This is a genomic window from Leptolyngbya sp. CCNP1308 (genome assembly GCF_034932455.1).
Lineage (GTDB): Bacteria > Cyanobacteriota > Cyanobacteriia > Phormidesmidales > Phormidesmidaceae > Nodosilinea.
Window position 1 is genome coordinate 73837 of the sequence record NZ_JAYGIH010000038.1, and the last position, 13258, is coordinate 87094.

A 13258-nucleotide genomic window follows, 5' to 3' on the forward strand; every position below is an offset into this window, starting at 1 on the left:
CTGTTGTTTTATGCCTTCGTTCACTCAACTTTGAGTTGGCGACAAATCTGCATTAGTCTCATAGGCTAAAGACATACCAATAGCGGAGGCGGCGAGAGCCAAAGATATAAATCATGGCAATCCTTCGATGGCGTGAAAACCCCTTTTGCCAGTATGTCCGATGATCTAACGAATGAAAATAGTCATTTTAATCGACTCTTAATTTTACCTTCACAACGTGACCACTACCAGGGATTTCTCAATGCATCAGTTGTCCTTGTAGAGTATGGACACTACCAATGCCCTCAATGTAAGGAAGTCCATCAGCTAATTCAGGAAGTTCATCAGAATTTTAGTGCTAGGTTTCCTGATGAGAACTGGATCAGTTTCGTGTTTCGTCACTTTATTGATGAGCACTCAGTCTATCCTCAAGCTCAAAAAGCAGCGGAGACAGTAGAAGCAGCAGCAGCACAGGGCCAATTTTGGCAGATGCACAATATGTTGTTCACTCATCAGGAAGCCTTGGGCAATGGCTATCTTGTTGAATATGCCAATCGCCTAGAACTTGACATTTGCCAGTTTTTACAAGATCTATCTCAACAAGTACATGTCGATCGCATTAATCAAGATATTGAAGGTGGATTAGAAAGTGGAGTGACGACAGCCCCAGCTTTATTTGTCAATGGGATTCGGTATCAGGATCGGTGGAATTTTGAAGATTTGATGGCAGTTATTATTGCCGCTGCTAACTCAGCGCCTTGACTTTCAATTATATAGTCAAAACGCTGTTTGCGACAGAAGCACTTAACGTTGCCTCATCTCATTTTTTAGGTACACACACAAATACCTCCATTGCCACACTGCAATTTAGGCAGGACTTTAAGATGCTGCAAACTATTCCTCAATTCGGTCTTCAAGGTAGTGCTAACAGAACTGTAGCGCAAGCAGTCACATCACACGTTCTATTGGTCGAGAACGACAACCAACTTACCCAGCTAATCGCGCAGGAACTGGGTAGCGAAGGGTATCAGGTCAGCTTAGCGGAGAATGGTGTCAGTGGATTAATAGCAGCTCGCCAAATTAATCCGCAGTTGATTATTGTAGGCTGGACTCTTTCTGGCGTTTCTTGCCTAGAGTTCTGTCGTCGGCTGCGCTCAACCTGCAATTATGTGCCCATCATTGTTTTAACTCATGAGGGACAAGTTTCTGAACGCATTATGGGTTTGGATGCAGGTGCGAGTGATTGTCTTGGCCAACCCTTCGCTGTAGAAGAATTGCTTGCCAGAGTTCGAGCACACTTGAGAAAAGAACCACAAGAAACTCATCTTTTACAGTTTGAGCAGCTTGTTCTCAACCGAAAATCGAGACAGGTCCACTATGGCAATCAGGAAGTTGAACTGACTGCTAAAGAGTTCGATTTGTTGGAATATTTAATGCGGCATCCTAACCAGGTGCTGACCCGTGATCAAATTCTAGATGATGTCTGGGGTTACAAAAACTATGGCAAATCAAATGTAATCGAGGTCTATATTCGGTATTTGCGAATCAAGTTAGAGATGCAAGATGCAAAACAATTGATTCATACAGTGCGAAGTGTTGGCTACGTGTTGAGGTCTAGTGCTTACTAGCATTCAGTCATTTATTGGGTTCAAAATAGTGTCTCTACTCTCATCTAAACCAGAGAGATAACACAGCAGAATTTTAGAAACCGGCTTTTGAATTATTCTTTTATCTTTCACTCCTGGCTACGTTCACCTATTGCAGATAACGAAGGAAAACTTTATGACTCACTATGACTACATTGTGATTGGTGCGGGTTCGGCAGGCTGCGTTGTCGCCAACCGTCTGACAGAAGGTAATGACACAACTGTTTTACTCCTCGAAGCCGGTAGCCCCGATACAAAGCCAGAGATTCACATTCCAGCAGAATGCCTCAGTCTACTAGGCTCTGAGGTGGACTGGGGTTATTTCTCTGAACCAGAACCCTACCTGGACAACCGCAAAATCTTTTGTCCACGCGGCAAAGTCTTGGGGGGCAGCAGTTCGATTAATATCATGGTTTATATGCGGGGAAATCTTCATGATTATGACCACTGGCAGTCATTGGGAAATCCCGGTTGGAGTTACCAAGATGTGTTGCCCTACTTCAAGAAATCGGAACACCAGCAGCGCGGCGCATCTGAATTTCATGGAGTTGATGGGGAGTTAAGTGTCACCGATCCAATCTCGCCTACTATGGTATCTCAACGCTTCGTAGACGCAGCGATCGCACTCGGATATGACCACAATCTTGATGTCAATGGCGCGCAGCAGGAAGGGGCAGGACTTTATCAGTTGACGGTCAAGGATGGTAAGCGACACAGTGCTGCGGCCGCTTTTCTCGTACCAATTCTCGATCGCCCCAATTTAACGGTAACGACAGGAGCATTGGTGACTCGCTTGTTGTTTGAAGGTACTCGCACTGTTGGGGTGGAATACTTGCACGAAGGTACGCTGCATCAGGTTAGGGTCAATCAGGAAGTAATTTTAAGTGCGGGCACGTTCGATTCGCCCAAACTGCTTATGCTTTCTGGTATTGGGAGTGCAGAACATCTGAAAGCGATGGGAATTCCGGTCGTGGCTGATTTGCCGGGTGTGGGTCAAAACCTCCAAGATCACCCTGTTGTGTCTGTAGCACACGAGGCAACTCAGGATTTACACATGGCAAGTACCAGTAGTATCGGTGAAGCCAACTTGTTTTTGCATACTGAAGGAAATCTGGATGCTGCACCAGATTTACAATTTCTCTTCGGCTCTGTTGTGTTGGTGCCGCCTGGTTATATCCACTCTGGTTTAGGATTCACAAGTTTCGTTTGTTTGACTCATCCCCACAATATTGGCAGTGTCAGTTTGCGTTCCTCTGACCCCAAAGACACACCGATGATTCAAATGAACTTTCTCCAAAGTGAAGCGGATGTGCAAAAGCTCGTTGTCGGGATTAAATTACTCCGTACTTTGTTCAGTGCAAGGCCTTTAGATGAGTTTCGTGGCAAGGAAATCGCTCCGGGTGCCGACAAACAGAGTAATGCAGCACTCATTGCTTACGTCCGGGAGACTTGCAGTACCGTGTGGCATCCGGTCGGTACTTGCAAAATGGGCACTGACCCAATGGCAGTTGTAGACCCCGAACTACGGGTGCATGGAATTGAGGGGTTGCGTGTTGTGGATGCCTCCATCATGCCAACGATTACTACAGGAAATACGAACGCACCGACCATCATGATCGGTGAGAAGGCAGCAGATTTCATTAAAGCAGGTCGCACAGCGCAAACGGTTCTCAGCAATGCCCAAAATCCGGCATATTCAGCTATTTAGAATGGCAATCGTCTTTAACCAAGCGCAGGTCATCATGCCCATCGAAGGGGTGTCGGTCGATATCAGCCAAACAGAACACTCGTCCTCTGTAAGGAATACACAATGGCACTCATTACAACACCATTCGGACGGCATTCCACCGCTGCTGAGATAGTAAAAGGAATTGATCTTTCCAGCAAGCGGGCGATCGTCACAGGAGCCGCATCAGGTATCGGCATAGAAACGGTGCGGGCACTGGCTCAAACTGGAGCGATCGTCATACTAGCGGTGCGTAATACCGATGCTGGAGCACAAGTCGCGGCTGACATTACGGCTACCACCGGAAACCAGAACATTCATGTTGCTCTGCTTGATTTAAGCGATCGCGACTCAATTGCCAAGTTCGTCACCCAGTGGAATGAGCCGCTGCACATTCTCGTTAACAATGCAGGCGTCATGGCACTGCCCGAACAGCGCACACCTGAAGGTTGGGAGATGCAGTTTGCCACCAACTATCTGGGGCACTTTGCCCTGGCACTCGGACTCCACGACGCTCTCGCTGCCGATGGTGCTGCCCGTATCGTGTCGGTGAGTTCTAGTGCGCATCTGATGTCACCCATTGTGTTCGATGATATTCACTTTATGTTCCGTCCGTATGATCCGTGGTTGGCGTATGGACAATCTAAAACTGCAAATATTCTCTTTGCCGTGGGTGCTACTGCCCGTTGGTTCCAGGATGGCATTACGGCTAATGCTCTGATGCCTGGAGCGATCGCCACGAACCTCCAACGTCATACAGGCAGTCTTAAAATGCCGCCTGAGCAGCAAAAGACACCCGCGCAAGGTGCGGCAACGTCTGTTTTGTTGGCAACCTCTCCGCTACTGGAGGGCATTGGTGGACGCTATTTCGAGGATTGCAACGAAGCTGTGATCGTTACCAGCGGGAGCGGCTATATGAGTGGCGTTGCCCCTTACGCCTTGAATTCAGACAACGCCGATCGCCTCTGGGATGGCTCACAGAAAATATTTTCAGATTTCACAACGCCCCTTGAAACCGAGGCTATCACTTAAAAGGAATCAAAATTATGACCTCACAAATAGCTCAAACCATCACTTCCGCTGACGAGTGGGCAATCCGTGATTTCCTTCGCCAGATGATTGATGCTTGGAATCGAGGTAGCGGCGAAGGCTTTGCTGCCCCGTTCAGCGAAACTGCCGATTTTCTCACGTTTGAGGGTACGCACCTTAAAGGTCGAAAAGAAATCGCTGCTTTTCATCAGCAGGCCTTCGACACGGTCGTTAAGGGAACACGTCTGGAGGGTGAGGTGAATTTTGTCCGCTTTGTGAACTCGCAACTTGCGCTCATGCACGTCGTGATCAGGGTAATACTAGCCGGACAAACTGAAACTTCACCGTCACGAGATTCGCTACCGCTCTACGTCCTAACGAAAGGTGACAAAGGCTGGCAGATCGAAGGGTTACTCAATACCCGGAAGTTAACGCTAGAACGTCAATTCTTCTTAGACGATTTTGACTCACTGAGCGCAGAAGCTCAATGTCAAGTGACTGACCTCGTTGCAGGTCTCAAGCAGCAGCAGTAAGCAGATCTAGCACAGATTTAAAGCTGTCCAAAACTTTGGAGCTGAACATGAAAATAATTTCTGTCAATGTTGGCCTACCACGAGAAGTGAACTGGAAAGGGAGAACCGTTAGCACTGGAATTTTCAAAGAGCCAGTCATGGATCGAGTCATGGTGCGATCGCTCAACTTGGATGGAGATGGACAAGCAGATCTCACCGTTCATGGTGGTTTAGAAAAAGCCGTATATGTCTATCCGTTTGAGCATTACGACTACTGGCGCACTGAATTACCCGACACAGACTTAACAATGGGCAATTTTGGTGAAAATTTCACCACTACTGGGCTGAAAGAAGAGGACTTAAACATTGGCGATCGCTTCCAAATCGGTACGGTTCAACTGATGGTGACACAGCCACGTATGCCCTGCTACAAGCTAGGCATTCGGTTTGGGCGACCGGATATGGTGAAACGCTTTCTTGCCAGCCGTCGCACTGGCCTTTACTTCTCCGTTTTGCAAGAGGGCGAAGTGGGAGCTGGAGACACTTTAGAGTTGGTCAGCCGAGATGCTAACAACATCACGGTTGCTGACATTACGCAACTCTATACCCGTGAGAAGACCGATCCAGAGCTACTTCATCGGGCTGCTCAATTAGAACCATTGCCCGAAAGTTGGCGCGACTACTTCCAGGAGCAAAGCCGTCATCAGGGTAAGAAATAGATTAATCCGCCGAAAAACGTCACCATTTCACCTTTATTAAATGGCAAGGAGCAAAACTATGACTACTTATCGCACCGTTTCTATCGATGGTTTAGACATCTTCTACCGTGAAGCAGGTTCTCGTGACAATCCAACAATCCTGCTGCTGCATGGCTTCCCGACTTCATCCCACATGTTTCGCAATTTAATCCCAGCGCTTGCTGATAAATTCCATCTCGTTGCTCCCGATTACCCAGGCTATGGCAACAGTTCTGCGCCAACGGTGAATGAGTTTGACTATACCTTTGATCATCTGGCTGACATTGTAGAGAAATTCATTACCGCGATCGATCTCAAAAAATATAGCCTTTACGTGATGGACTATGGTGCGCCCATTGGCTATCGCCTTGCAGCGAAATATCCAGAGCGAGTGCAATCGCTTATCGTCCAAAACGGAAACGCCTACGAGGAAGGTCTGCGCGAATTCTGGGAGCCGATCAAGGCATACTGGCAGGACAAATCGCCTGAAAATGCTGACAAGCTCAAATACCTTGTCACCCTGGAAGCAACGAAGTGGCAATATACCAACGGCGTTCGCAATCTGGAAGCGATCAGTCCCGATACTTGGACGATCGATCAACATTTCCTCGATCGCCCCGGCAACGAAGAGATCCAACTGGCGCTGTTCTATAGCTATGGCACTAATCCACCGCTCTATCCCCAATGGCAGGAGTATTTCCGCCAATACCAACCACCAACCCTGATTGTGTGGGGCAAGAACGACTATATCTTTCCTGCTGAGGGCGCTTATCCCTACCAGCACGACCTGAAGGACGTTGAGTTCCATTTACTCGATACCGGACATTTCGCGCTAGAGGAAGAGGGAGAGGCGATCGCAAGCCACATTAGTCAATTTCTCACATCGCGACTGCAACCCATTCCTGCCTGACAAGTAGAAGGATGAGCTATTCCCAACATCCAAAGGCTCGCCCTCACCATACCCATGCTTAAACGGTGTTGTGAATTGGCAAACATCACAAACAATTACAGGATTCATCATGAACAAACTAGAAGGGAAAGTCGCTCTTGTCACTGGCGGCACCAGTGGCATCGGTCTTGCCACTGCCAAACGCTTTGTTGCCGAAGGTGCCCATGTTTTTATCACTGGTCGTCGTCAGGCTGAACTGGATGCTGCGGTGAATGCGATTGAGAAAAACGTCACAGGGATTCAGAGTGATGTCTCCAATCTGGCAGACCTCGATCGCCTGTTTGCCACGATCGAGCAAGAGCAAGGACACCTGGATGTGCTCTTCGCCAATGCGGGTGGTGGCGGAATCTCCCCACTGGGAGCCATCACCGAAGAACACTTTGACACAACCTTCAACACCAATGTTAAAGGTCTGCTGTTCACCGTGCAGAAGGCACTGCCACTATTGCCAGAGGGTGCTTCTATTATTCTGAATGCCTCGACGGCTTCTACCGTAGGCACCTCAGCCTTTAGCGTTTACAGTGCCACTAAAGCCGCTGTGCGATCGTTTGCCCGCAATTGGACACTTGACCTCAAGGATCGCAAGATTCGGGTAAATGCTATTAGTCCTGGTGTAGTTCCGACTCCTGCCTATAATCACTTGGGGTTGAGCGGTGAACAGGTGCAGGAATTCGTGGACAGCCAAGTTGTCAACATTCCTCTAGGAAGAGTCGGCACACCGGATGAAATTGCCAAAGCCGTTGTTTTTCTCGCATCAGACGACAGCAGCTTTGTGAACGGCATTGAATTGTTTGTCGATGGCGGTATGGCGCAAATTTAGAGCGGTTCCGAACGTGGTTGGCAACTTTCCAAACGGGCTGTTGTTCGATAAGTGAATCAATCGTCCCAAGCAAGGCAAGTCATCAAGTCAACGTTCAATCCATTTAGCTTAGGAGCCACATGAGCACAATAACGACCAAAGATGGTACGCAAATTTATTACAAAGACTGGGGTACAGGACAACCTGTTGTCTTCAGTCACGGTTGGCCTCTCAGTGCTGATGCTTGGGAATCACAGATGTTTTTTCTTGCCTCGCACGGCTACCGCTGTATCGCGCACGATCGCCGCGGTCATGGTCGCTCAAGCCAACCATGGAATGGCAACGACATGGACACCTACGCCGACGATCTGGTAGAGCTTTTTGAGGCACTGGACTTAACGAATGCAGTGATGATCGGTCACTCTACGGGAGGTGGCGAGGTGGCGCGCTTCATTGGACGGCACGGGACAGCGCGTGTCGCTAAAGCAGTGCTGATGGGCGCAGTGCCGCCGATTATGCTCAAAACAGAGGCAAATCCAGGTGGACTATCCATTGAAGTCTTTGACGGTTTTCGGGAGGCGTTTTTGGCAGATCGATCGCAGTTCTTTCTAGATGTGGCGAGTGGTCCGTTCTTCGGCTTCAATCGACCAGGTGCTAAAGTCTCTCAAGGGCTGATCAACGCTTGGTGGATGCAGGGCATGATGTCGGGTCATAAGAATGGATATGACTGCATCAAAGCGTTTTCAGAAACAGATTTCACTGAGGATTTGATGAAGTTTGACGTGCCGACGCTGATTCTTCATGGCGATGATGATCAGATTGTGCCGATCGGTGCTTCTGCCCTCCTATCTGCAAAGCTCGTCAAAGATTCGACTTTGAAAATTTATCCCGGTGGCTCACATAGCCTCGGCGACACAAGTAGGGATGAACTCAATGCTGACCTGTTGGCATTTCTCAAGTCCTGATGCTGAGGCGTTGAGGTAAAACACCGCTGTTAGCGATCCAAATTGTCATCTTCGTCTAATCGCACCTATTACGGCTGACTGCTTTAAACCCAACCACCATAGGATTCGCAATTGGACAACCTCAGGATATTGCCCTTGCCGCTGTCTTTTTTGCGTCTTCAGATTCAGCCTGGATCACGGGAGAAACCCTGATCATTTCAGGTGGTTTTTAACGAAACAAACATCAATATCAACAAGGAGAGACATGGATATCAACAGGAATGACACCGCAGTTGTCATTATCGATCCGCAGAATGATGTCCTGAATGAAAAGGGAGTTTCGTGGCACTTAGTGGGTAACAGTGTTAAGGAGAATAGAACCGTTGAGAACATTGAGCATATCTTCAAAGCCGCAAAGCAGCATGGATTTGAGGTTTTTATCTCCCCCCACTATTACTACCCCACCGACTATGGTTGGAACTTTGCCGGAACCGTAGAGCAAATGATGTTGGAGTCCAGAGAGTTCGATCGCAAGGGTGCATTGAGCCTGGATGGTTTCTTAGGATCGGGCGCAGACTGGCTCGATCGCTACAAGCCTTTCATTGAGGACGGCAAGACGATTGTGGTTAGTCCCCATAAAGCGTATGGACCGCAAAGCAATGACCTCGTTTTGCAACTGCGGAAGCGCAACATCAGCAAAGTTATTCTGCTGGGGATGTTAGCCAATATTTGTGTGGAAGCTCACCTGCGTGACTTAATCGAACAGGGATTTGAAGTGCTCATCGTTAAGGATGCTACGGCTGCCCCGCAACATCCAGATCTGGGCGATGGCTACAAGGCAGCACTGATCAATTTTGGATATCTTGCCAATGCTGTCTTGTCTACGAATGAAGCTGTAAAAGCGATGGCGTAGCTCAAACCTAGCCAACACATTCAATTCTTGCTAATGAATCGAGAACTGAGTAGAGGATGGTCTTTAATCACATAACGCTCTCCAGAAGAAACCCATGAACCAATACGTCACCCTGGATACCCCTGACGGCAGTTTTCAATCCTATATGGTTCGCCCAGATGTTCTGCCAGCACCAGCGATTGTTGTCATTCAGGAGATCTTTGGTGTCAATGCTGACATCCGAGACACCTGTCACGAACTTGCTTCGCAAGGATATATCGCCGTGAGTCCAGACTTGTTCTGGCGAATGGAACCTGGCGTTGATATGACAGACCAATCCGAGGCTGAATGGAAAAAGGGCTTTGCTCTCTATACAGCTTTTGATTATGACGCTGGTGTCACAGACATTGCTTTAACAATGGAGCTGGCGCGATCGCTGCCTGGTGCCAACGGAAAAGTTGGATTAATGGGCTACTGCCTTGGCGGTTTGATGACCTTTATCACAACAGCACACAAGGGTGCCGATGCTTCTATTGTGTACTACGGTGGCAGCATGGAAAAGCACCTGGACGAAGCCAAAAATATCAGAAATCCACTGCTGGTTCATTTAGGAGAAGAAGATGAATACATCTCCAAAGAGGCTCAAAAAGACATCATCGAAGCCCTGAAGGACAATACGTCTGCTCAGGTATTTACCTATCCAGGTTGTAAGCACGCTTTTACTCGACACCGTGGCATCAACTACGACAAGGATGCAGCCACCCTAGCTAACGGTAGAACCGCTGATTTTTTCAAGTTACACCTCAAGTAGGGAGATCTTTTTTCGCTTTTAATCGAGGGAGTTAGAGCTATACAGCCCTTGACAAACTAACGGATTGCTTTGCAAAGGGCATTGTATTCGATCGCATCAGTGAGAAAACTATCTCTTCGATATTCAATGAAATCAACAAACACCAAGGAGAGTACTTTATGAACCAATTTACCCTCAAAAACGGGATACGCCTGCTTCTGCTCGTCACACTCTTTTTAGGAACTACTATTATCACTTCTTTAGGAGCTACCATGAATCCTGCAAGCGCACAAGATAGCAAGCCCACCATCGTCCTCGTCCACGGTGCCTTTGCTGAGTCTTCCAGTTGGAACGGTGTATTATCTCAACTGATTCCGAAAGGGTATCCAACGGTTGCCGTCGCGAATCCCCTTCGCGGAGTCAGAAGTGATGCAGATTATGTTGCCAGCGTCCTCAAGGGTATCGAAGGTTCCATTGTGCTGGTCGGGCACTCCTATGGAGGTGCGGTGATTACTAATGCGGTCAATGGCAACAGCAACGTGAAGGCACTGGTTTACGTTGCCGGTTTTGCCCCTGATACAGGTGAGACAGCCGCTGAACTTTCAGGGCGTTATCCCGGAGGCACACTCGGACCAACCCTCGCGCCTCCCGTCGAGTTGCCTGATGGTGGCAAGGATCTCTACATTCAGCAGGACAAGTTTCACGCCCAGTTTGCCGCCGATGTGCCCGCCAGTGACGCGCAGTTGATGGCTAGCACCCAGCGTCCAGTCACAGAAGCTGCACTGAACGAAGCCTCGGGTGCGCCTGCATGGAAGTCTATCCCGTCCTGGTTTATCTACGGCGATCGCGACTTAAATATTCCCGCAGCAGCGCAGGCTTTCATGGCAGAGCGTGCTAACTCAAAGGAGACAGTCGCTGTGAGCGGTGCGTCCCATGTGGTGATGGTTTCCCATCCAGATGCCGTTGCCGAGCTTATTGAGCACGCTGCGGCTGATAGCTAGAGAAGCATAAACACATTGCGGATGTATGCAACTCGTCTTTTCGCAACTGTTTTGAACTCCATTAGAGAGCGGCTATCTTCTTTGCGTCCTCCAACTAAAACTGGATCACTGGAGAAATGCCGCTCAGATGGTGGTTTTTAACAGTCCGAAGTATAAACATTAACGGATAAGAAAAAACGATGAACATTAACAACGCTGACACCGCAGTGGTCGTTATCGCTCCACAGAATAATGTTTTGAGCGAAACAGGTGTTTCGTCGAGAGAGTTCGAGCGCAACGGTGCGTTAAACCTTGATGGATTTTAGGGTCTGGTGCTGACTGGATCGATCTCTATAAGCCCTTCATTGAGGATGGCAAAACGATCGTGGTCAGTCCCTATAAAGCTTATGGGCCACAAAGCAACGACCTCGTTTTGCAACTGCGTAAACGCAATATCAGCAAAGTCCTTCTGATTGGAATGCTAGCCAACATCTGTGTTGAAGCTCGCCTGCACGGCTTAATCGAGCAAGGATTTGGGATGCTTGTCGTCAAAGATGCAACGGCTGCGCCTCGGCATTCAGAGTTAGGGGACGACTACAAGGCAGCACTGATCAACTTTTGGGTATATCGCCAATGCAGTTCTGTCTACGAACGAAGTTGTAGAAGCAATGGCATGACACCATCATAGGAGATGAAAGTAGGCGCTCCCATACTACCTGGATGGAAACGCAAATGGTGTTGTCCCGGCAACAGATGGGAAATCGGTAGCAGCAGAGTTCGTCGGCGATCGCCAGCATCGTGTTGTTCCAAGCATTGGACATAACCTGCCTCAGAAAGCTCCCACCGCATTCGCTGCTGCAGTCTGAGAACTCGCGTCGAAAAAACCATTGAGACAGTCCGTATGATGCGCGATCGATTTCTCGCACCCTCAAAAAAAATACGCTTAGGTACAACCTGCTCTGAGAGCAAAAATCACTTACTGAAGTTGCGTTCTATGTTGGAATCCATAGCGAATGGTTCAGATGCAGACACTCATCAAGTAACTGCCATCATTTCTCATACAGTGCGCTCAGGACGCGAGCAGGGGTATGAAGAGTGGTTGCACGGTATTGCTACAGATGCTCATAAATTTCAAGGACATTTAGGAGTCAGTGTGATTCGCCCTTGGGATCATGCCCACCCTGAGTATGTAGCAATTGTCAAATTTGATCAGTACAGCAACCTTAAAATTTGGATGGAATCTGATATCCGGAAAGAATGGATTGGGCGATTGCAGCCACTACTTGAAAAACCTGAAGATGTTCAAACTCTGACGGGGCTGGAAACATGGTTTACGCTTTCAAATAAGCTAATGGTTCCACCTCCTCGCTACAAAATGGTGTTAGTGACATGGCTAGGCGTATTTCTTATGCTTCCTATCCCAAACCGTTTGCTAGTACCACTGCTGTCCGAATTTCCCATATTGCTCAAGCAACTGGTCAGCACTGGGTTCAGTGTTGTCCTGCTCACTTACTTCATCATGCCGCACCTAACTCAACTATTTCGTAAATGGCTGTATCCCGTGCTATAAGCTGATGTCTGTTGCAGCACCAAATTAATGTAATCAGGAGTGTAGAATTGTAGTCTTTTACAGTAGTTCTCGATGGATGAAGTATCTGACCTGATAAATGAGTAGAGCATTGCTACTCACTATATTAGCTCTTCCAAAGCCATCCTTGAGAAGTTGAATACAGCAGGGTTGAAAAGTCGTTACAACGGAAGGACTCGGCGAGCGCCAATTGGCATATCGTTTTCCGTGAAGGCTCCTATAACCAGAATGATTTAGTGGCCTTGGCAGTCAACCTTAAAGGCTAGCTTGTAGACCTTATCTGTCTAAGTCTAAGGTAGACGCTCGTTGTGTTCGGGGTGGAGTGAGAATTTTGCTCTTTGAGGTCAATGGATTTGCAACGGACTCCAGGTTCCGCTGCATGGCCGTGATTGCACTCTCAGATAGTGCTTTCCCCTTCACTACTTCCCTTGCCACCTCTGTAATCCGGCTAAGAGGGTGTTTGAAAAGTTAGGGCTTGAGTAAAAAAGCTCACTCCGTGTAGGTTGCAGATGAATGTCAGCAACGCCGGAGTGAGGCTATGAGTAAAGACTACCCCAGCAACTTAACCCGAGCCCAGTACGAACTTCTGAGTGATTTACTGCCCGCCGCCAAGCCCGGTGGCCGTCCGCGAAGCGTGGATTTATGGGAGATTCTCAACGCCATCCTGTATTTACTCGTCGAGGGCGT

16 protein-coding genes are annotated in these 13258 nt (G+C 48.3%); all 16 read left to right on the forward strand.

What is annotated here, in order from left to right:
- Window positions 1-132: 132 nt before the first annotated feature.
- On the forward strand, window positions 133-741 hold the full coding sequence (locus tag VB780_RS11840) for a DsbA family protein (protein ID WP_323351359.1): 609 nt from the start codon (window positions 133-135) through the stop codon (window positions 739-741).
- Window positions 742-863: 122 nt separating this feature from the next.
- The gene (locus VB780_RS11845; RefSeq protein ID WP_323351360.1) at window positions 864-1607 is read left to right on the forward strand and encodes a response regulator transcription factor; all 744 of its coding nucleotides are present in this window, start codon (window positions 864-866) and stop codon (window positions 1605-1607) included.
- A gap of 154 nt (window positions 1608-1761) precedes the next feature.
- Window positions 1762-3333: a GMC family oxidoreductase gene (locus tag VB780_RS11850; RefSeq protein WP_323351361.1), complete on the forward strand. Its 1572-nt coding sequence runs from the start codon at window positions 1762-1764 to the stop codon at window positions 3331-3333.
- A 102-nt stretch (window positions 3334-3435) separates the two neighbouring features.
- Window positions 3436-4383, forward strand: coding sequence for an SDR family NAD(P)-dependent oxidoreductase (locus VB780_RS11855; RefSeq protein WP_323351362.1), 948 nt, complete (start codon window positions 3436-3438; stop codon window positions 4381-4383).
- A 14-nt stretch (window positions 4384-4397) separates the two neighbouring features.
- Window positions 4398-4913: an SgcJ/EcaC family oxidoreductase gene (locus tag VB780_RS11860; protein ID WP_323351363.1), complete on the forward strand. Its 516-nt coding sequence runs from the start codon at window positions 4398-4400 to the stop codon at window positions 4911-4913.
- Between the two features lie 47 nt (window positions 4914-4960).
- Window positions 4961-5611, forward strand: a complete 651-nt coding sequence (locus VB780_RS11865) for an MOSC domain-containing protein (protein WP_323351364.1) — start codon at window positions 4961-4963, stop codon at window positions 5609-5611.
- Window positions 5612-5669: 58 nt separating this feature from the next.
- Entirely contained in the window at window positions 5670-6539 is an 870-nt protein-coding gene (locus tag VB780_RS11870; protein WP_323351365.1) for an alpha/beta hydrolase, read from the forward strand.
- A 109-nt stretch (window positions 6540-6648) separates the two neighbouring features.
- On the forward strand, window positions 6649-7398 hold the full coding sequence (locus VB780_RS11875; RefSeq protein WP_323351366.1) for an SDR family oxidoreductase: 750 nt from the start codon (window positions 6649-6651) through the stop codon (window positions 7396-7398).
- Window positions 7399-7517: 119 nt separating this feature from the next.
- Window positions 7518-8342, forward strand: coding sequence for an alpha/beta hydrolase (locus VB780_RS11880; protein WP_323351367.1), 825 nt, complete (start codon window positions 7518-7520; stop codon window positions 8340-8342).
- 110 nt (window positions 8343-8452) lie between these two features.
- The gene (locus VB780_RS31410) at window positions 8453-8554 is read left to right on the forward strand and encodes an SDR family oxidoreductase (protein WP_416349227.1); all 102 of its coding nucleotides are present in this window, start codon (window positions 8453-8455) and stop codon (window positions 8552-8554) included.
- Window positions 8555-8586: 32 nt separating this feature from the next.
- Window positions 8587-9234, forward strand: a complete 648-nt coding sequence (locus VB780_RS11885; protein ID WP_323351368.1) for a cysteine hydrolase — start codon at window positions 8587-8589, stop codon at window positions 9232-9234.
- Window positions 9235-9328: 94 nt separating this feature from the next.
- Entirely contained in the window at window positions 9329-10024 is a 696-nt protein-coding gene (locus tag VB780_RS11890; RefSeq protein WP_323351369.1) for a dienelactone hydrolase family protein, read from the forward strand.
- Between the two features lie 158 nt (window positions 10025-10182).
- On the forward strand, window positions 10183-11004 hold the full coding sequence (locus VB780_RS11895; protein ID WP_323351370.1) for an alpha/beta hydrolase: 822 nt from the start codon (window positions 10183-10185) through the stop codon (window positions 11002-11004).
- A gap of 364 nt (window positions 11005-11368) precedes the next feature.
- Window positions 11369-11671, forward strand: coding sequence for an isochorismatase family protein (locus tag VB780_RS11900; protein WP_416349226.1), 303 nt, complete (start codon window positions 11369-11371; stop codon window positions 11669-11671).
- Between the two features lie 213 nt (window positions 11672-11884).
- Window positions 11885-12553, forward strand: a complete 669-nt coding sequence (locus VB780_RS11905) for an antibiotic biosynthesis monooxygenase (RefSeq protein ID WP_323351371.1) — start codon at window positions 11885-11887, stop codon at window positions 12551-12553.
- A gap of 556 nt (window positions 12554-13109) precedes the next feature.
- A partial coding sequence (locus VB780_RS11910; protein WP_323351373.1) for a transposase occupies window positions 13110-13258 on the forward strand: 149 nt, incomplete at its 3' end.